The sequence below is a fragment of the Mycobacterium sp. NGS40 genome (genome assembly GCF_059812735.1).
Genome location: NZ_JCALDG010000020.1, coordinates 20,697 through 40,002, shown reverse-complemented (window position 1 = coordinate 40,002; position 19,306 = coordinate 20,697). Strand labels below are relative to the sequence as shown.

Genomic DNA, 19,306 nt, shown 5'->3' with positions numbered 1-19,306 from the left:
TAGGCTACGCACCAACTACCCCCCGCGACGCGACTGTCTCCTGCTCATTCGTCGAATTTTGCGAGACCGCCTCTGAGTTGACCGGTTCGAAGTGTTGGTTGGTGGAGCCCAGCAGGGCGCTGATTGCGCATATTAGACACCAACTGGCGATCGCCGCGATGATCGCGGCTCCGCTGAGGATGGGGGCCCAGCGGATAGGTGGTGGGGTTCGTCGGCGTGCGTGCAGGGATGGCGGGATGCGCCGTGATGGGCCAGGTTCGGGTGGCGGGTCTAAGACCGTGGTCATTGGTAGCGTCGGCCCGAGAATGAGGTCATCGTCAACGTCGACAGCTTCGGGTGTCAGTGGCCACCAGTCGCTGGATCCTTCCACGGCCAACCAGCCTTCGAGGACGCCGTAGACGGCTGCGGTGAGCAGGGTCGCGGGCAGTTGGACCAGAAGCCACGGGATGATCAGCTGGCCCCAGAGACTCGGGGAAGGGTTATAGAACGGCAGCGGCAGTGCTGCCAGCGCGGCGCCCCAGAGTAGTGCCGGGATCGGGTAAGCGCGCAGCCGCTCGGGGATGAGCGTGACGATTAGTAGGTAAGTGAGTTTGCCTGCCAGCCAGCCCAGCGGCGCGATGGTCGCACAGGTTAATACCAGTGCGGCTTCGAATGATCCGCTGGCCGAGGTGGGGGAGCGCATCGGGAACGGGAGGGCGACGACGTCGTCGTGTGGGTCGGGTCGGGCACCGACATCGCTGCGTGTGCGGGCGCGAATTTTCTTGGCGAGTAGTTCGGCGCGACGCTTTTGGAAGACGAATATCCCGGCGTGTGCAGCTATCCAGGCTCGGCGTTGGTCGTCGAAGATGTCAGCGGGCATGCTCGGCGGGGTCCCGGCTTGCTAGGAGTTCGTTGAGCAACTGACGGGCGTCGGCCAGGATTGAGTGGCATTGCTCGACGAGGCCTTCGACGGCCTGCAAGACGGTGCGTACGTGGGTGTCTTGGGGTGGCGGTGTGGCTGGGACCCCGCCGGCAAGGATCGCCTTTGAGGACCCGTGGGCCCAGCCCAGGGCCTCATCGAGGCGGACCAGCGTGGCTACCGACATGGTGCGTGAGCCGTTGCTGGATTTGTGCAGTGTCGAGCGGTTGGGTCCGCCGCGGCGGGCCAGTTCGACACGGGACATGTGCAGGACCGCCAACCGTTCGGCGACGAAGTGGTCGAGGCGCGCTGGCCCATCATTAGGTGCATTCACGCCCACGAAACTACCTAAACGCAACCATTGTCGTCTAACAGTGTGGACAGACTCGCCTATTTCAGCTTACGGTTGCGTGCATAGGCGCCCACCGATCTAGCGGCGCCGAGAACGACGAAGGGGCATTGCGATGAAGGGGCTTGTGGCGGCGGGCGCAGCGCTGATGACCGTCATCGCCGCGATCATGTTGGCGATCGTCGAACTGTTGATCAAACTCATACCGTTGCTGGTAGTGGCGGGATGCGTGTGGGGCGCGGTCGCGTTGATACGCGCACACCGCGCTCGCCAGGCCGCTGACGATGAGCGTCTCATGCAGGCGTGGAGCCGGCCCGTTCCCCAAGCCTCACCGCAGGCGGCGCTATCGGCATTGCTGCCGCCGGTGATTGCTCATCGCGAACGGATGTATGTGGTGCGCGGTGAGGACACCGGCTTGGCTTCTGATCGCGATGACGGCTATGTCCATGTTTCGGCGGCGGCATTGCCGCGTGTGCAGCGGTTGCCGGCCGCGTACCATCACCGGCGCAAATTCACGCCGCGTCGGGCGACGGGGCACCGTTCGGGTCGGCGGCGGCCATGAGCTCGGTTTCTGATCAGCAATGGCTGCGTCAAATTGGGGTGGATCTAGACGCCGATGCAGCACACGACCACGACGACGAGTGCGTCTCGGTCGACGAGGCAGTCGATGAAACCTCCGATGACGACGGCGCGAGCAGCGACAACGGCGCCCCACCCGTCGGCGAGGACGACAGTGCCGACGAGCCTGCGGGTGCTTTCGACGATGATGGCGACAGCGTCGAGCCGACAGATGACGAAAGCCCCTGTGTGGATGCCGATTTGGAGGCGACGGGGCAGCGCACGCGCAGATACACGCCGTGGGTGCTGGGGGCGTTTGCTGCGGTGGTGATGTTGGCGACGGTCATTACCACGCTGGGGGTCTCACTGTCGGGTCCTGATGATGCTTCTCCGAGTCCACGCCAGCATCCCATCAAGTCGAGCGTCGCACCAACTATGGCGATAGCGCCAGCACCGGCGCCAGCTGACGGCGGCGATCACCCACTGCCATTTACGGCGTCCTCCGACTGCCCCGCGGGCGCCTCAACATCGGCGAAATCTATTGCCGATCCCGACAAGCCATCGCCGTGGATTTGCGTGCGGCACACGGACGGCCAACCGCTCTACATCACGCTCGGGCCCGCTGGAATCGAGCGTGCGTATGTGATCACTGCGGTCAGCATCGTGCCTGGGGATACGGCCGCGGCCCAAGGGTCCGGTGGTGATCCATGGCTACAGCATCGTGTGGTCACGTTGCTGCAATGGCAGTTCAATGACACGGCGCACACGGTTGTCGACCAGGACACAGGAAATGTTCACGGTGAAGCGGTCAAACCGATTTCCGGGGTGAGCGCCTCGAAAATCACTGTGATTATTCGTCAAACCAGCCGGCCGGTCGCGGCTCCTCAGCCCAGCGCGTCGGCGCCAGACGGCGGACCGTTCGGCGGGATCTTGGGTGGGCCCGCCCCGACGACCGGCGGCCCCCAACCGACCAGCGGCCCTGACCCGACCGGCTTTGGGTCAGGACACGACACCGATCCCAGTGATGGGACGTTCGCGGTGTCGAGCATCAAAATCATTGGGCACAAGGCGACATAAGGACGATGTGGTGAGAATCAGCAACGTATGGAAGAAGCGCCTCACGGTGCTGGGTCACAGCGCCGGCCGTGTCGCTCTTGCGATTCTTGTGGCCAGTTCGTCCATCAACGGTATCGCCTTGCTGTGGCGGTTTATCTTTCCGCCCGAACCGCCACCCGTGGCGGCGGTGGTCCGCGACGTGATCAACGAGACCGATCCCGTGAAGGCTTTCGCCGTGAGCTGTGTCAAAGGGCTACTTGTCGGAACCGCCTCGGGCGCTTCGAATTTGACGCGCTGCTTTCCCGGCGGCCAAAAGTACGAACTGCCGAAAACATCGTCGATGACAGTGTCGAACCCAGCGGCGTGGGCATCTAAGCGCAAGACCTCCTCTAATGACATCGTGCTCTACAGCGTGAAGGTTCAAATCGACGAGCAGCCCTACCCGTCGGCGCCGCCGACGACGGCGTTCTACCAGCTGCCGGTGGCGGTATACCGAGATAAGGGTATACAGGCACTCGATCGGATCAGCAGAGTCGATATGCCCCCTCCGGGAGCCTATGTGCCGCTGGGATATTCAGCACCTATCGCTGCCAACAGCCCGCTTTTCACGATGCTGTCTGGGTTTGCGACGTCGTTTTTGACCACCTCGGGTGGACTGGAACGGTTTATCACCACCGACTCGGGCATCACGGCCGTAGGGTCCTACTCCTCGGCCACGGTGACTGCCGCTGAGGCCGACAACCTTCCACCCGATGCCCCCTCCGATAACAACGAATTAGCCACGCACATCGATGTTTCGGCGCGCAGATCCGATTACACCCTCGTATCGCTGTCGTACTCGTTGACGTTGCGGTCGGTGGGCGGAACCTGGTTTGTCGCCCAGATCGACGCACTTCCTGTATTGGGCGGCGCGACGCCCACACCGGTCCCCACGACGGCGGTCGGACCGCACTAACTCATCGATCACATTGGGAGAAAGAGGGATTCATCATGATTGGCCAGTTATCGTCGCAGGCATTGGCTACCCACACCACGAACGTGGCTGCCGGGGCCGGCGTGATCAACATGAGTCACGAAGTGCTCTACATCATCATCGCAGTCGGCGGCACATACTTTCTGGGCAGCGGCATTGTGCGCGGTATGAGAGACCATCACAAGCGCGGCACGGGCGCCGCGATGTCGGCGATCGCCGGCGGCGTGGCTCTTGCGGTCGTCGTGGTCCACATCGTGGGGCTCTATCAGCGCGGTAATCAAGAATTTGAGCACCTGCCCGGCAGCGTTGGCCACTCCAATACCCGCGGATGGTGACCACAGCCCCGGTCGCCCCACCACGGCCGGTCGAAAAGGCCGAAGCGTGGTCGGGCATCCGTGACATCGACATCCAGATCGGGGAAGCTGCTCCCGGCCAAGAATGGCCCGGCGGCCCCTACCGCGGGGTGGAATGGGTGGCCATTGCCGCGATCGGGGGACCCACGCTGCTGTGGGTTGACAGCCAGCCCGCCGGAACCACCCTTCCGGTCCTCGCCGTCGGGGTGGTGCTTTGTGTGGTGACCGTTGGGTTGATGCGGTTGCTGTTGCCCAAAGGCCGTCCTTCTCTTTCGGCGCGTCTGGTGTTTGCCCGCAACAGTATTCGTCCACCACATCTTTGCACCTCGCAGGCTCGTGGTTCGGAGAGGCAGTTGCGTGTCGACTCCAGTTTTGACCCTCCCGAACGTGTCGAGGGAAATCTGGTCTTCACTTCCGGGGGTGTTTACGCCGAGTTCTTGATCGATGGCTTGTCGGTCAATATGCGCTCACTTGACGTCCACCGGCGAGCCGCCAGACTGACCCGCAACTTGGGGCGCTACCTGCCCTCGGGATCGCACGTACGTGGACTACTGGTTGCCGAGGACCAAAACGCCATCTTGCGGGCCATGGTAGGTGCGCACACCAACAAGTCGACATGGATTGGCCAGTGCAAGCATTGGGTGCCAATCATCGCCAAAGCGAACAAGTGGATCACCAAGGGATACCGCGGGCCCGTGCGCCCACGGTTTTGGCTAACGGTGCCTGTCGACGCGGGCACTGCGGGACGCACACCGCTCGGACAGGGCAAGCGGGCCTGGGATTGGGTCAGCGGGCGTGACAAAGACTCGAGCACATCGATTCACCACTACGCCAGCGTTGCCCGCCAGATCTGTGGCTCCTTACCTGATGAGTTCCACATTCGCGCGGCTAGCCCCGCGCAAATCCTTTGGTATCGGCGGCATCGCGCCATGCTCGGCGTCATCCATGAGCCGATGCCGCCGACCAATACTGGACCGTCCTCACTGGATGCTCGTGATTTTCCGCGCATCGCGTTCGACGAGGGCGACAACGCCGAGCGGCCATGGTGGCGACCCAGTTTCAAAGCCTTGGTTCGCGTCTACGATCCCCACGACCCCGGCCGCGGATCGAGCTACCAGTCGTTTTTGACCGTCGAGCACTTCCCCGAGACGGGGCTGGCGTTTCCGCGCGCGTCGTATCTGAATGCACTGCTCAATGTGAACACTCAGGCCAGTATCGAGTGGACCCAGCATATTTACATCCGCACACCTCAAGATGCGCAAGCCCGAAATTTCCGCCACACCAAAAACATCAAAGACCAGATGCGTCAGCGAGGTCATCGCGGCGCTGAAAATGACGAATTGCCACGGAAACTGGCGCGCACGCGGGCCTACACATCGCATCTCAACGGTAATCCCGCCGAACGCGAGCTCGACCATACGGTGGTGATCGCGGTCGGGGCCGACTCACCACAGATCCTCGAGGATGCGGTCAAGCAGGTCCGCCAAGAGCTCGACACAGTCGGTATCGCTGTCAAACGCCATCGCGGCGCTCAGGCGTTGCTGTGGAAGGCATTCAACACCGGAAGTGAAAACACCTGCCCGCTCGACGAATTTCGCAATCCCACCAGCGCACACAAGTGGTCGCTGTTTTTGCCACTGATTTCAGGGCGGGTGGGCAACGTTAAAGGCAGTGCGCTGGCCATCGACCAAACTTCGATGCGGCCGGCGATCATCCTGCACGATCCCGAGGGAACTGCGCGTCGAAACAAGAACACCGGGCTGGCCGTCGTCGGGGATCCCGGCGGCGGGAAATCTAACCGCACCAAACTGTCGGCGCATGAACTGATCCTGCGTGGCGGGCGTGTTGTGGTGTTCGAGCCTGACACGATCGCCGAATGGAAGCGGGCCCTCACACCGATCGAGGGTGTGCGCTTCATCGACCCGACCACGCCGCAGTACCTGTATGACCCGCTGGTGATCTTCCCCGCTCACCTCGCCGGGCGCATCGCGGCCGCCCATATTTTGCCCTGGATTGGGCTCTCGTACGACAGCCTGCTCGCCAAGCGGTACCGACGATTGGTGCGGCCGGAAAACCGTGCCAGTAACGGGATTTCGAGCCACCGCGCGCTGCTGGACTATCTGCGCTCGCAGCCTGACGCCGACAACGACGAGCTGCTGTTGCGCTTGGAGACAGCTCAGGAGGATTTTCCCGGGCTTTTCGACGACCACTTGCCGCCTTACCGCCCGGAAGACTCCCCGGCGACGGTCTACCTGACCGGCAACCTGGGCCTGCCTAGTACCGAGGATCTCACCAATGCCGATCTTTACGCGAAACTCTCGGGGACCCAGCGCGCCGGCATGGCAATCTATGGCCTGCTCATTGAACTAGAGCAGCGATACATGTTCGATCGTCTCGACGTATTCGACGTCATGATCTTCGAGGAGTGCGCCGAACTGCTTGCGTTTCCCACCACGGCACGCATTGCGCACAAGTTCACTCGCCGGGGCCGCAAGCACGCAAGCGGAATCTGGTTTATCACACAAGATTTCAGAGACCTTGCCCGCATGGGGGATGAGTTTGTCACGCAAAAATGGATCTTTCGCGTGCAAGACCCCCAACTGGCCTACGCAACACTGAAGTGGGCGCGCATCGACCCAGACATGTATCCCGAGTTTGTCAGCGCACTAAGCGAGGACACCAGTCCTGGCTCCACCGCGGATGAAGACATGTTCTCTGATCGCGGGGAGTGGGGCGGCTATGTCACCGAAGCCGGGGCGGTCGATCGTGCCCGACTCGGGGAAGGATTCTTGGTCGACGAGCTCGGACGTCCAGCACGCGTTCAATTCTTCGGCGCGCCAACCGAAGAGCAGGCACGCGCATTCGACAGCACCGCGGCAGTGATGGCATGAACGCCAGCGATTCCCTGGCAGTCTGGCTGCTGGAGCATCCGCGGTTGCGCCGGGTAATCGGCGCGATGACCGGTGTCTACGTCCTGTGTCTGTGGGCCGTGGTGGCCGCACCCAAAGCCTCGGCAGCAGTGGGTGCCGCTGCGCTGGGGTGGACGGGGCTGCATGACTTGGATAACGTGCCGATCGCTGACTACTTCCTCTCGATGGTCGACACCACCGAAGCCACATTCAACAACGGCCAACACGTCAGCGCGTTCGATCCCGAATCGTGGGGATCCTGGATCGTCACAGCCACCCAAACCGCGATCTCACATAGCACCGCGGCGTGGTGGTTGACCAATGAAGCTGCCCTTGTGGTGTTCTCGATCGGGATCGCGTTGTGGCTGTTGCGATTTGCAATGTCGAGCTCGTGGCTAGTCGCTCTTGTCCAAATCGGGCGGCCCGTTTTCGCCACGGTGAACACGCTCGTCAATCAGATGTGGCTGGGGCCGTTGGCAGTCGCGGTTTGTGTGGTGTTGGCGGGGTATCACCACCAGCGCGGCCAGCCGGCCCAGGCGCGCAACCTGCTGGGCACCGCCGCAGTGCTATCCGCACTGGTGTGGACGGTCTTTCGTGACCCCATCGACGATCTAGTCAGCGATCACGGCCTTTTGGGGATGGGGCGAGCCACAGGCTTTCAGATCGCCCAGGACGCCCGCCAGAGCTCGTATGCTCCGGGCCAGTCACTGGATACCCAGCTCGATGCCCTGCTGGCGCAGCTGGTGTCATCGACGGCGCGCCCCGCTCTCCAGCTACAAAACTTCGGCATGGTCGTCGACGATGTGGGCACCTGTCGCCAGGCCTGGACGCAGGCCATCTTGGCCGCGCACAGCCAAGGACCTGGACCTGCGCACGCGATGGCCGGATGTGGTGCACCCCAAGCGTTGGCCCACGCCCAACAATTGGGCGCCAACGACTTCGTGCTGGGACTGGTGTTCCTGTTCGCCGCGTTTTGGATCGGCCTTTTCATCTGGTATGTCGGCGTGAGCACGTTGCTGGTCGGTGCCAAAGCCACCTATTACTGCATCGTTGTGGTGCCCGCGGCGATGGTCGGCATGAGCGGTTGGCACCGCGGCAAAAAATTCGCGATGCGCTGCGTGTCGCAGGTGCTCTTGCATGGCGTCGAGATGATGATCTTCACCGTCTTTTTGGCGTTGAGTGCAGTCGGGATGGGCTGGGCGCTGACCACCCCGCAACTCGGGCATGGCGGCGCCACGGTGGTGCCGCGACTGTTATTGGTGAGCCTGGGTTCGGTCGTGGGCATCTTTTTGTTCCACTACATCGACAAGCATTTCTACACAGACAGTTTGGGCACGATCGCCCACCACATCAGTGGGGCGTGGCACTCCACAAGCGGTGCTGTGCGCGACGAATACAACGACTACGCTGAGGCGGGACGCAAAGCGCGCGGGCTGTTTCGCGGGGTTGCGCGCCGCGGCGATAGCGACAGCGCCGGCGACGACGATAGTTCCGAGGCAGATGCCGACACCACGGCGCCGGGTTTTGATGCGATCAAGCCTCGGCCCAGCCGGGTGCGCGACGAGGAGGAGACCATGGCGACCCGCACGCGGGCCACCACCAGCCGGATGGCAGCAGAAAAGGCAGGGGCAAGCGAGGCGGCGGCGAGCGCCGGTGAACATGCCGCGGCGGCAGCAGCAGAAGGCGCCGGCGCGACAGCAGCAGAAGGCGCCGCCGCGGCCGCCGCGCCAGAGATCGTGATTCCCGCCGTCGTCACCGAAAAGACCGTCCAGCACATCCGCCGACATCACCACCGCGACGGCTCAGACACCGGCGCTCAACAAGGCGACGCGAACAGCGACGGCCAGCCATTCAGACCTGACCAAGGTGACGAGCCGCCGATGGCAGCTTCAGATGGGCTGCCAGCGCTGCCGAGCCATCAGCGCCGACCCGCCCTGGGTGTGGGGCGCCATCAGGCGCCCCAGCCCGCAACCCCTGATGAGGATCCTGACCTTCCACTGGATACATCATCTGAGCAGCAGCAACCGATCGAGAGGTCTGAGTCGGCCGTAGAATTTCCGTCACCGCCTCGACCACGAGCAAGGGATGATCATCAGTGAGTGCCCGTGACTATTTCGACATGGGAATTAGCCGCCTGGGCCTCGGTGGGGCCGGGACCGATCACGCGGGAGCGCGAGAAGCCTTCACGCAGGCCACCGACATGGATCCCGGCATGTGCGACGCATGGATGGGGCTGGCTGTCGCGGGTGACGTCAGCCTTAACACCCTGCGCGGCGCCTATGATGCACTCTCGACTCTGCACCGCGAAACGCGTCGGATTGGCCTCACAGATTCGGCATTGGCGCCAACAGTGTCTACGCCCTTCCTCATTGATCTTTACCCACACACCCCGACCGGGATCACCCTGGCCTACGCGGCGACACTAGTTAGCCAAGGCGACTACGACCGGGCGGAGAAAATTCTCGACGAGGTCGACCTCACCGTCGAGCCCAGTCAGGCGCAGATACACCGATTCGTCGGGGCCGCAATGTTTTTCCTGACGCGCCGCTGGCCCGACTTGTTGACGTGGACCTCGCAGCCATCGTCGGGCAGCGGTGGGATCGTGGAGGCCGCCACACGACTGCTCAAAGGCATCGCCCAAACCGGGCTGGGACAGTTCGAGGCGGCGCTGGCCACGCTGGCGTCCGTCGTGACCCAAGCCGAACGGTCCAAACTCGACCAGAGCGGGATCGATACCTCGCACCTGCTGGCCGAGGCGGCCCTATACCGCGGCTTGTGCCACCGCGCGTTGGGGGACGAGGCCGCCGCCCGCAAAGAATTCAGCGCAGCCAGCGTAGACGGTCAACTGCGCCCAGACGCCGCCGCCGCGCTCGATGACACCGGCTACGGCGTCACCGTCACGACCCCAGACGTGATTGCAGCCCGGTCCAATCGGTGGGACCCCGACTCCGGACCCAGCGTGGCCGACCTGCGCAGAGCCGAGCAACGCAAAGAAGCCGTACGTGTGCTGCAGCGCGCCGAACGTGAACTCGACGAATTCATCGGGCTCCGCCGCGTCAAAGAGCATGTCAAGGAACTCAAATTCGTCAAGGTGTATGACCAGAAGATGATCGAGCGTGGTGTCCAGATCGGGGAGCGCGACACCTTGCACATGACTTTGGTCGGCCCGCCGGGAACCGCGAAAACGTCTATAGCACGGCTTATTTGCGAGATGTATTTCGGCCTGGGCATCCTGGAATCGCCAGAATTCATCGAAGTCTCACGCAAGGATCTTGTCGACGAGCACATCGGTGGCACTGAGAAGAGGACATCGGCGATCCTGGAAGCTGCCAGGGGCTGTGCACTGTTCATCGACGAGGCACCCGAGCTCTACAAACCGGATAACGAGCGCGATTTCGGCCACATCGCCGTTGACGTCATCATGAAATTCGCCGAGGACCATCGCCACGACACCATGATCGCCATGGCCGGCTATGCCAGCCCAATGAACCGGCTTTTGAGCGCCAACCCCGGTCTGCGGTCACGATTTCCGTTCCAGCTCGAATTCACCTCCTGCGACACCGACGACCTGGTACGCATCGCTGAGCTGTTCGCAGCACGGTTCCATGTGGCCGTCGAATCTACTGCTCTTTCGCGGTTCAGCAGCACCGCTGAATGGCTATGCAACACGCCAAGTACACGTCCCGGTGATCCGCACATGCTCATCGATGTCGCCGCCAACGGCCGGTTCGCGCGGACCGTCATCGAACAAGCATTGCGCAAAGCCAAGGCCCGCATCGCAGCCGATCCGACGGTGGACTTGCTCACCGCCGATCTGAGCAGCATTAGCACGATTACGCTGCCAGACATGGACGCTGCCCTCACTGACGTCCTGGCGGCCCTTGAGCTTGTCACGCCGTGAGCCAACACCGTGGCTACTGAAATGCGGATCGTCGTGGGCCACATTGATACTCGAGATGCAGTCGACCGACACCAGCCACCAGCTGGATCGCCTAGCACCAGCAGCCACCAGCCGGTGACCCCGACGGCTAAAGCCGCCAGTCCCCTCGGGGCGCACTGATGGACAAGATCGAACCGAAACACCTCACCGGTATCAGTGAAACCGCCTTGTGGACACTGTGGAACCGAGGTAGTGAGGCACTGCGTCCCGATAGGACAGTCGACGATCCTCTCGCAGTAGAGCTGATCGAGCACATCGACTATCCCTACCGGCAACGTTTCGGTGTTGCATCACAGGTCGTTTCGATGCGCGCTCACGCGTTTGACAGCGTCGTACGCACCTTCCTCGAATCGCACCCGAAGGCCACCGTGGTCGCTCTCGGCGAGGGCCTGCAAACCAGCTACTGGCGGTTGGGGAGGCCGGCGGCAACGTGGATCACGGTGGACCTGGCGCCGATTGTTGCGTTGCGAGAGCAGCTGCTCCCAGGCGAGCAGCACATCATCAAGTTCGCGGGATCGGCGTTCGACCGAAGCTGGATGAACTTGGTGCCTTCCGAGTCGAGCCCCATCATCGTGGCCGAAGGACTGTTCATGTATTTCGACGAGACCACCGTCTATAAGCTCATCAGCGACTGCGCCCGTCAATTCCCCGGCGGCACCTTAGTTTTCGATGCCGCACCGGACTGGTTTGCGCGTATGAAGGTCAAGACCGTCGGCGCCAGGCGAGACGTGTTGACCAAAGAGCGATACATAGCTCCGCCCATACAGTCTGGCATATCCGCTAAAGACGCCGCAGCCCTCGCCACCCACATCGATGGTGTCGCCTCGTCTCAGGCCGTGCGGATGCCGCCGGGCCGGGGCCTTCAGGGTTGGCTGCTGCGCGCAATTTACCAAGGGCGGCTGATTCCTGCCCGCTGGCGCATGCCGCTTTATGTGCTGCGCTTCAAAAGCACGACGGGCGACCGTTGATCCTGACCCAATTGGTTTTGAAAGCAGATCTTGGCGCCGTTTGTTCGCGAATGTTGACGTCGGTCTCGCTTTGATCCCTAAATCGTCGACATCAGTGAATTCGAGAAGCTGGAAGGGTGCGTCACCTGCTTGTCAGTACGCCTGCGCCATCGAGCGAGGCAAATCGCTTAGTCGTCGGTGATGCCGAGTTCTGGGGTTTGGTGCTTGGCGTGGCGGCTGCGTTCGCGGAGCCAGGTGGCCTCGATGTGGCGTTGGTAGGCGGCGTGGATGGTGGTGTGTAGCTGGTCTGCGCGTTTCAGGCTGTCGCGCAGCTGTTCATTGAGGATGGCTGGGTGCAGGCGCCGCGTTTGGGTGAGTGCGGGGTCGAGGTCGGGCTGGGTGACGCGGTTGATGACAGTCGGTGTTGGGGGTGCGCCGATGGTTGTGGTCCAAGGCAATTCGGTGTCGAGGAGCCGCAGGAGCCGCTGGGCAGGTTTGGGTGGCCACGTTTGGCCGGTGGTGTCGAGCAGGATGAGTCCGGACTGATTGGCTGCGGCGTGCTCGGCGAGGTCGGCGATCACTGCGGGGTCTGCGGTGGCGGCGTCGTCGATGATGATGAGACTGCCGGGGGGTAACGGCGATTGCGACTGGTTGCTGGTGATGGTGGCGTGGGTTTCGGTGATGGTGGCGGCGGTGTCGGCGAGCTCGTCGGTGATGGCGTGCTCGGCTTGTTCGCGGGTGGGGCTGCACCACAGGATCTTTCGTTCGGAGGCTGCGGCCGCGCTGTGCAGGGTGTGTAGGGCGGTTCGGCGTTCGGGCGAGGGTTGGGCGTGCACGACCGTGACGGCGAAGGGCAGCCTTGCGGTGCTGGTGATGGCTGCGGCTGTGGCGGGGGAGAGGTCGGCGGTGGCGCTGATGGTGAGGCTGAGGGGTCGGTGCGGTTGGAAGCGGCTGGCGGCGTCGAGCACGCGGAGCTCGGTGGCCAGTTGGTCGAGTTGGGCGGTGATGTGGTCGGCTGAGCGGGTTTCGGCGGCTGCGAATGCGGCGGCGGCGGCTAGTTCTGCGCGGTCGAGGTCTCCGCGCAGCTGGGTGCAGTAGCGGCGGGCGGCGAGCACGGCGCGATCATCTTGGGATCGTGCTTCGGCGATGATCTTGTCGACGTCGTCACCGCTGATGATGCGGTCCACGCCGCCGGCGGCTTGCGCGCGCGCCGCGAGTGCTTCGTGAAGCGCAGTCTGATAGCGCTCGGCGGGCGTGGTGTCGGGGAGTGCCATGAGGCGCAGTTGGATATCGAGTTTGGCTGAGGCGAGGTCGAGTGGGTCGACGTCGGTTTGCGACTGCAGCTCGTTGAGCTGGTCGCGTGCCCAGTCGACATCGCGTAGCGCTGCCTCGTATTCGGTTTCGGCGTCGGCCCATTCGGCAGTGACGTCGTGGACGGCGATCAAGTAGGGGCGGTCGGCATCGGCGCGCTGGCGCAGGTCGCGGATGTGCGGGGCGGCTTGGCGCATTACGAGTCCGTCACCGATTGCGGCGCGGGCATGCAGGGCCTGATGGTCGGCTAGCGCCTGCTGGTACTGGGTGCGCAAGGTGGTGAGGTCGAGGAGAGCGGCCGGCAGTGGCGGGGGTGCCACGCGGTGGCGAGGGAGGTCGTCGAAGTCCAGGCCGGCGAGTTCGTCGGCAGTCTCGAGCGGGGTGTTGATCGGGTCGGGCTCAACGAGTTCGAGGTGCCACGGTTGCTCGGAAGCGTCGATTGCGGGCATGTCGATCCTGGGGGTGTGGGGGTCGGGGGGAAGTTGTTCTTCTTCGTCGGGGTGCAGTGGGGGTTGTTCGGGTGGCGGGTGGTCGGTGTGGTCGTGGTGGCCGCCGATCAGGTCAACGGTGTAGGTGACGGCGCGGGCGTAGTGGTAGGCGGGGATGGTGTGGTCGGGGTCGACGTCGGCGAGGTGTTCGGCGGCGACGTGGAGCAGGTCGGCGGGGGTCCAGCGGGTGGGGTCGGCGGCGTTGATAACCGAAACGAGGCCGGGCCAGGCCGGATCGGCGATGATGGATTCAGCAGCTGCTGACCCAAAGACGTTGTGCAAGTCGGTGATCCAGGCCGGGCACAGGCCGGTATGGGGGGTGTCGAGGGTGGCCGTGGAGGTCAGTTCGGCGGCAAGACGCCACCACAGCGCGGCGGCGGGCAGCTCGTCGGGTAGCGGTCGTTGGGTGGCTGCCGCGCGGACGAGGGCAGGCAGGTCGGGTCGGCTGGTGGCGGCTTGAGCGAGGTGGGCGGCCAGTTGGGGCCAGTACCCGTCGGCGCGGATGCGGGGATCGATGGAGTCGATCAGCTGCTCAAAGCGGCGCGCGTGTGGGCTCTGGGTGCGTACCACCGCTTGGGCGCGGTTTTCGAGCAAGTTTTGGACGGTGCGGGCGCGCACGGCGTATTGGGGTGGGCCGAGCAGTCGGGTGTCTTCGGGAACCACGTTGTGGGCGGCGCGGAAGACGGCGATCTCGGCTGCGAGTTGGGGGTTGGCGGCGAGAACGGGTTTGGCCCATGCCGGTGCGGTCGCCGGTGTCCATTGGCGGGTGACGGTTTCGCGGATCTGGTCTGCCAGCTCGGTAACCAGCGTGGCGCGCCCGTCCAGGCAGTTCTGCCATACGCGATCGTTGGCCAGCAGCGCGGGGGTGGCGGGCAGCCAGCGCAGCGCCCCGATACCGGCGGAGTGTCCGCCGGTGGGGTCGATGCGCCAGTCGATCACTGCGGCGGGATCGTGGGCGCTGAACAGCTCGCCAACGCCGGCGGCCTCGGTCAAGGTGGCGAACGGGTCGCGCCCATCGGCGGCGACGAGAGCCAAGTGTTTGCAGAGCACTGGCCATGCTTCGGCGCGGGTCAAACCTGGATAGAGCTGATCGGCGGTGACGTGCAGTTGGGCCAGCAGAGCCGGGGAAGCCAGGGCTTGGGCTGCCTCGCCCAAGGCGTTGTAGTACATCGCCGCGGCCGGGCCGAGCCGCACGAAGGCGTCGCGGGCTTGGCGTGCGGCGCTGGTGGCCGAGACTTGTGCGCCGTCGCGGGCCAGTGTTTTGGTCAAGACATCGACGGCTGTTTCGGGGTGTGTTGCTTTGGGGGACAGCACTCGGTGCGGGTCGGATTCCGCTGTTGATAGGTAGATGTGGTTTTCGATGCGGCCGCGAGTTAATGCCACGTAGAGGAGTTGGCGGGTGAGATGGCCGGCGCCGACGATGTGGCAGGCGTGTCCGGCGGTGAGTCCTTGTGCGGAGTCGATGGTGGCCGCGTAGCCGAGGGTGACGTGCTTTTTGACGTAGCGGGCGGGCAGGTGCACTGTTTTGCCGCTGCCGAGGTGGCGGGCTTTGATGCTGCCGTTTTTGTGGGTTTCCAGGATTTGGAAGCGGTAGCCGTTGCGCACGTAATCGGTGGGGCTTAGGCGCAGCCAACGGGCGTTGCGGCGGGTGCGGATAAGGTCGCCGGGGGAGGCGGCAAGCCGATCAGAAAGGGTGATTTCGTGGCCGTGCAGGGTGGCCGGATCGGCGGCGGCGAGGCGATCAAGACGGGCTCGGGCGTTGAGTCTATCGACGATTTCGTTGGTGGGGGCCAACAGGATCCCGTCGCGGCCGGCGTCGAGGTCGGCGGCCCACGCGGTGTAGGCCATGTCGGCTGCGGTCGCATCGGCGCCGACGTGCACACGCTGTTGGTCGATGTAAAACCCGAGCCCGGCGGGGTCGCCTTCGCGGATTGCCAGGGTGGCTGCGCTTTCGGCGGTGGAGGCAAAGCGCACCAGTTGAGAAAGCGTCAGGGCGCCGGTCTCGTGGGCGATGTCGCGCAGGACGCCGCCGGCTGAGATTGATGCGAGTTGGCGGTCATCGCCCACGAGGCGGATGTTGGCGCCGCGGGCTAAGGCGTGGGTGATCACCGCATCAAGTTCGAGCGTTCCGGCTTTGCCGGCCTCGTCGATGATGATCAGGGTGTCGGGTCCGACCGTGGTGAACCATGGTGGTGGGGCCGAACGACTCGATGCGTTGGCCGGGTCGGCCGACCACACGTATTTGGCGATGGTGTCGGTCGGGGCCGATAGATCCTCGCCGAGTTCGATGGCTGCCGCCGCGGTGGGGGCTAAGCCGATGATGGTGCCACCCGAGGACCGCCATGCATGCGACAGGGCGGCCATCGCTGTGGTCTTACCGGTGCCGGCAGGTGCTAGCGCTAACGCCACTCGTCGCCCACTGCTTGCCATTTCGCGGACCAGGGCGACCTGTCCCTCGTTGAGTTGTTTGCCGCGTGCGGCCGAGTCGGTCAGCGCCAGCTCGATATCGATGTCCTCGACCGTGCGCCCGTCGCGTTGCAGGGCGGCCGCAACGATGCGTCGCTCCGCGGCCAGCAGCTCGTGCGAGGTGTAGGTAGCGCTGCCGTGGCGGCTATGCACGCTGGTTCCATCGCGGCGGCGCAGCTGCGCAGGTTCTCCCATTTCTCCGTCGTCGATGTCGATATGGGCCATCGACAGCGGCTCGGCTAAGGCAGTCTCGGTGATCTTGTCGGCCAGCGTCTGGTCGGCGGCATGCCCGCTGCCGCGAACGCGGCGCTGCGCTTCGGCGAACACGTGGTGTCGTTGCCAGGTTGCCCGCGATTGGGCCACCGTGGCGATGACTTGGGCAGCGTGCGAGGCGATCCACTCGTCATCGACGGCCTCGATCTGGGGTGCCGGCACCGCCAACACCGTGCCCAACATCGCGGTCAGCTCCCGCACATCGCCGAGCACCTCGATCGCTTGGCCGCGCCACGTCTGGCGCTGCTCGGCTAATGAGCGGGATTCGTGTTTGGCTTCGCGGGTCTCCAGGGTCGCTTGTTGAGCCAACGCGATGGTTTCCACGTGGGTGGGCTCGCGGCCGTGGGTGGCTTGAAACTGTTTGGCCAGATCGGCGGTGCGCGCTTCGATCGCCAGCCGCCGCGACGACCACGCGGCCATCAGCTCGACTGACATTCCCACGATTTCACGCACTGGCCTCTTGCCGCGGCCCTCGCCAACAACGTCGGCGAACCGCAGCGCCAGTCGCTGCCCAAGGTGGGCTTCCAGGCGCGTGTTGTACAGCTCGGAGGCGGCCACGGTGAACTGGTGCACAGGTTGCCCGTCCAGCGCCAGCCAGCGCAGCACACCGTCGGCGCCCACGGTGGCGACCTTGTTGGAGATCGCGACATGGGTGTGCAGATCAGGGTCGCCGGCACGTGAATCGCGGTGGGTGAACGCCGCCGCGAGCAATCCGGTGGTGTCGACCTGGGCGACACCGTCCTTACCTGAACGGGTGAACGCGGCGTGAGTTTCTAACCACGCCAGCGCATCTGCCACCGCCGCGTCGTGACATTCCTCCACTACTTTTGCGACGTCGAGGGGCGCGATCGCCCACAGCGTAGACACTGACTTCACAGGCGAAAACGTCAAGTCGTAGCCGGCGACCGCGGTGGTGGCCGCGCGGGTTTCCCGCGCGATAAACCCACTGAGTTCACGATCGTCGGCGGGCGCGCGGCCGTACTGCTCGGCGAACCTTCTGTGCGCGACAACGGTGCGGATCGCGGCGCGTGTGGGCGCGTCGATCGGCGCGTTCCAGTGCAGTCCGGCTTCTTCGTTGTGGTCGCGATAGGCGACTGCCAGGGCGCGAGCAAAGGTGGTTTCGCCGTCGCGGATATAGAACTTACGGCCCAGTTTGGCGGCGTCGATCGCCGCGGCACCGCGCACTCCACGTGCGGTCGCATAGGCTGTGATCGCATCGGCGTTGGGGTGTAAACCTTCGCCGAACAACGCTTTCATTTGGGCTTCAGTGACCTCGGAACCCTCTGGGACCGCCCATATTTCGGATACATCGCTGGCCGGTATTCCGCGGGGTAGGGCTGATCGCAATGACGCCAGCCCTGATCCCACCCAACGGCCCGGGCATTCACCTTTCGACGAGTAGTAATCGATCAGCGGTGCCCGTCCACGGGCAGTGGAGTCCACAGCAGCCACTTGCCGGATGAGGTACTGATACCCGTCGCCGGCAGTGAGCTTGTGCATCGTCATCGTCACCGCAGTTGTCCCCTTCGAGGCGCACGTTAGAGACCCGAGCGACGATCTGTCCTACACAGTTAGGGCAGTTCTTAAGAAACCCTTACCCCTTAATGCAAGAGGTGTGTGGTGTATGGGGTGGTTGAGAAGGGTTGGTGCTGGTGGGCATTGGTGTGTGGTGGTTTGGGGTGTGATCGGCTTAGGTTGCGGGACAGTGGGTTTAGGAGACATGGGTGGGGGACAAATGTGGACATACTGATGTTGGTCGGTGTGGTAGAGCGGGTCGACGGCTTCGTCGTAGGGTGCGGCAATGGTGAATATCAACTCGAAATCGGCGGCGCGTAAACGGGTTCGCGAGGCGCAGCTGAGGGCGAACGAGGCCCGCGTGGAGCGCGAGCGTCAAAACGTTGATGACGCGGCGTCGTTTCTCGTCGAGCTGGGTCGTCTGGCGGCCGTGGATGAGTGGGAGGAGACCCGCATCCTTGAGATTGGGGCGGAGGCGGAGCGGCGGCGCCATGAGCACCGCCAGGCTGGTGCCGCGGCGGTGGCTCGAATGCAGGGTCGTGGTGAGACACTCTCGGCGATAGCGGAATTGGCTGGGGTCAAAGTCGGTGACGTTCGCGCGGTCGTGAAGGCGACGAGCGCACCTACCGTGGCGGCGCGGGATGCACTAGGTGCGGCCAACGGCGCGCCGGTAGCGCGAGCACTAGGTTCGAATGGCGTTACGGCGCAAACCGATGACGCGGCGGCGGGTGCACCAGGCGAAGATCCTGGCGCGACGGCGCAAGCACTAGGTTCGAACGACGTTGCGGCGCAAGCCGATGGCGAGGCGGTGGAAGCACGAGATACGGACGGCGCTGCGCTGCATGCCGAAGATGTCGGTGGCCGGGCTTAGCGTGGGTGCGTGCGTATAGATCCGGGGATTCCGCTGTGGGTCGATCCTGTTGTGCATGCCGACGAGTGTCGGCGCTTCGACTCCTACATAGTCCAGGGACCTGACGCTGACGACTGTGATTTTTTCACGGGCGCGATCGGTAAAGACGGATATGGTCGGTTCTTCATTTACCGTAGGGGTAAAGGGATTTGCGTGCGGCCGCATCGGTACGCGTTGGCGCGTCGGCTCGGTGTGCTCCTTCAGCCAGACGAGCTGGGTTTGCATGAGTGTGATAGCCCGCTGTGCGTGAAAGTCTGTGCAGCTGAGGCGCCCCGCCAGCATGTGGTGGTCGGGACACAGAGTGAAAATATGCGGCGGATGGCTCGGATGCGGCGTGGAGGAGGCCGTAGGCCGGTTCCC

12 protein-coding genes are annotated in these 19,306 nt (G+C 63.9%); 9 read left to right on the top strand and 3 right to left on the bottom strand.

Annotated features, from left to right (window positions below; all coding sequences use genetic code 11):
* Positions 1-4: 4 nt before the first annotated feature.
* Both AC5Y5O_RS25035 and AC5Y5O_RS25030 read right to left on the bottom strand, forming a co-directional pair.
* On the bottom strand, positions 5-859 hold the full coding sequence (locus AC5Y5O_RS25035; protein ID WP_061559472.1) for a hypothetical protein: 855 nt from the start codon (positions 857-859) through the stop codon (positions 5-7).
* Positions 849-1,232 (bottom strand): helix-turn-helix domain-containing protein, encoded by a 384-nt coding sequence (locus tag AC5Y5O_RS25030; RefSeq protein ID WP_139043415.1) that lies wholly within the window; start codon positions 1,230-1,232, stop codon positions 849-851. Before AC5Y5O_RS25030 ends, AC5Y5O_RS25035 begins: the two co-directional genes overlap by 11 nt.
* Positions 1,233-1,362: 130 nt before the next feature.
* Between AC5Y5O_RS25030 and AC5Y5O_RS25025 the strand changes: the two genes are divergently transcribed.
* The 8 genes from AC5Y5O_RS25025 (at position 1,363) to AC5Y5O_RS24990 (ending at position 12,004) form a co-directional block, all read left to right on the top strand.
* Positions 1,363-1,809 carry a hypothetical protein gene (locus tag AC5Y5O_RS25025; protein WP_061559470.1) on the top strand — a complete coding sequence of 149 codons (447 nt, stop codon included), beginning with the start codon at positions 1,363-1,365 and terminating at the stop codon, positions 1,807-1,809.
* Positions 1,806-2,882, top strand: coding sequence for a hypothetical protein (locus AC5Y5O_RS25020; RefSeq protein WP_061559469.1), 1,077 nt, complete (start codon positions 1,806-1,808; stop codon positions 2,880-2,882). The genes AC5Y5O_RS25025 and AC5Y5O_RS25020 overlap by 4 nt, the downstream gene beginning before the upstream one ends.
* Positions 2,830-3,816 (top strand): conjugal transfer protein, encoded by a 987-nt coding sequence (locus AC5Y5O_RS25015; RefSeq protein WP_082811601.1) that lies wholly within the window; start codon positions 2,830-2,832, stop codon positions 3,814-3,816. The genes AC5Y5O_RS25020 and AC5Y5O_RS25015 overlap by 53 nt, the downstream gene beginning before the upstream one ends.
* A 35-nt stretch (positions 3,817-3,851) precedes the next feature.
* Positions 3,852-4,169: a hypothetical protein gene (locus AC5Y5O_RS25010; RefSeq protein WP_082811600.1), complete on the top strand. Its 318-nt coding sequence runs from the start codon at positions 3,852-3,854 to the stop codon at positions 4,167-4,169.
* A gap of 137 nt (positions 4,170-4,306) precedes the next feature.
* Positions 4,307-7,078 carry an ATP-binding protein gene (locus AC5Y5O_RS25005; RefSeq protein WP_239723509.1) on the top strand — a complete coding sequence of 924 codons (2,772 nt, stop codon included), beginning with the start codon at positions 4,307-4,309 and terminating at the stop codon, positions 7,076-7,078.
* On the top strand, positions 7,075-9,195 hold the full coding sequence (locus AC5Y5O_RS25000) for a hypothetical protein (protein WP_061559467.1): 2,121 nt from the start codon (positions 7,075-7,077) through the stop codon (positions 9,193-9,195). Before AC5Y5O_RS25005 ends, AC5Y5O_RS25000 begins: the two co-directional genes overlap by 4 nt.
* Before the next feature lie 20 nt (positions 9,196-9,215).
* Positions 9,216-10,997 carry an AAA family ATPase gene (locus AC5Y5O_RS24995; RefSeq protein WP_500027887.1) on the top strand — a complete coding sequence of 594 codons (1,782 nt, stop codon included), beginning with the start codon at positions 9,216-9,218 and terminating at the stop codon, positions 10,995-10,997.
* Positions 10,998-11,155: 158 nt separating this feature from the next.
* Positions 11,156-12,004 carry a class I SAM-dependent methyltransferase gene (locus AC5Y5O_RS24990; protein ID WP_061559465.1) on the top strand — a complete coding sequence of 283 codons (849 nt, stop codon included), beginning with the start codon at positions 11,156-11,158 and terminating at the stop codon, positions 12,002-12,004.
* Positions 12,005-12,171: 167 nt separating this feature from the next.
* Here AC5Y5O_RS24990 and mobF read toward each other — a convergent pair whose 3' ends face one another.
* Positions 12,172-18,027, bottom strand: a complete 5,856-nt coding sequence (gene mobF, locus AC5Y5O_RS24985; protein WP_239723511.1) for a MobF family relaxase — start codon at positions 18,025-18,027, stop codon at positions 12,172-12,174.
* A gap of 295 nt (positions 18,028-18,322) precedes the next feature.
* On the opposite strand from mobF, the gene AC5Y5O_RS24980 reads away from it, so the two are divergent.
* Positions 18,323-18,907 (top strand): hypothetical protein, encoded by a 585-nt coding sequence (locus AC5Y5O_RS24980; RefSeq protein ID WP_061559577.1) that lies wholly within the window; start codon positions 18,323-18,325, stop codon positions 18,905-18,907.
* Positions 18,908-19,306: the final 399 nt, after the last annotated feature.

Coding starts and splice junctions, on each gene's coding strand:
- AC5Y5O_RS25035 (WP_061559472.1), bottom strand. CDS start 859: ATGCCCGCTGACATCTTCGACGACCAACGCCGAGCCTGGATAGCTGCA.
- AC5Y5O_RS25025 (WP_061559470.1), top strand. CDS start 1,363: ATGAAGGGGCTTGTGGCGGCGGGCGCAGCGCTGATGACCGTCATCGCC.
- AC5Y5O_RS25020 (WP_061559469.1), top strand. CDS start 1,806: ATGAGCTCGGTTTCTGATCAGCAATGGCTGCGTCAAATTGGGGTGGAT.
- AC5Y5O_RS25015 (WP_082811601.1), top strand. CDS start 2,830: ATGGGACGTTCGCGGTGTCGAGCATCAAAATCATTGGGCACAAGGCGA.
- AC5Y5O_RS25010 (WP_082811600.1), top strand. CDS start 3,852: ATGATTGGCCAGTTATCGTCGCAGGCATTGGCTACCCACACCACGAAC.
- AC5Y5O_RS25000 (WP_061559467.1), top strand. CDS start 7,075: ATGAACGCCAGCGATTCCCTGGCAGTCTGGCTGCTGGAGCATCCGCGG.
- AC5Y5O_RS24995 (WP_500027887.1), top strand. CDS start 9,216: ATGGGAATTAGCCGCCTGGGCCTCGGTGGGGCCGGGACCGATCACGCG.
- AC5Y5O_RS24990 (WP_061559465.1), top strand. CDS start 11,156: ATGGACAAGATCGAACCGAAACACCTCACCGGTATCAGTGAAACCGCC.
- mobF (WP_239723511.1), bottom strand. CDS start 18,027: ATGACGATGCACAAGCTCACTGCCGGCGACGGGTATCAGTACCTCATC.
- AC5Y5O_RS24980 (WP_061559577.1), top strand. CDS start 18,323: ATGGTGAATATCAACTCGAAATCGGCGGCGCGTAAACGGGTTCGCGAG.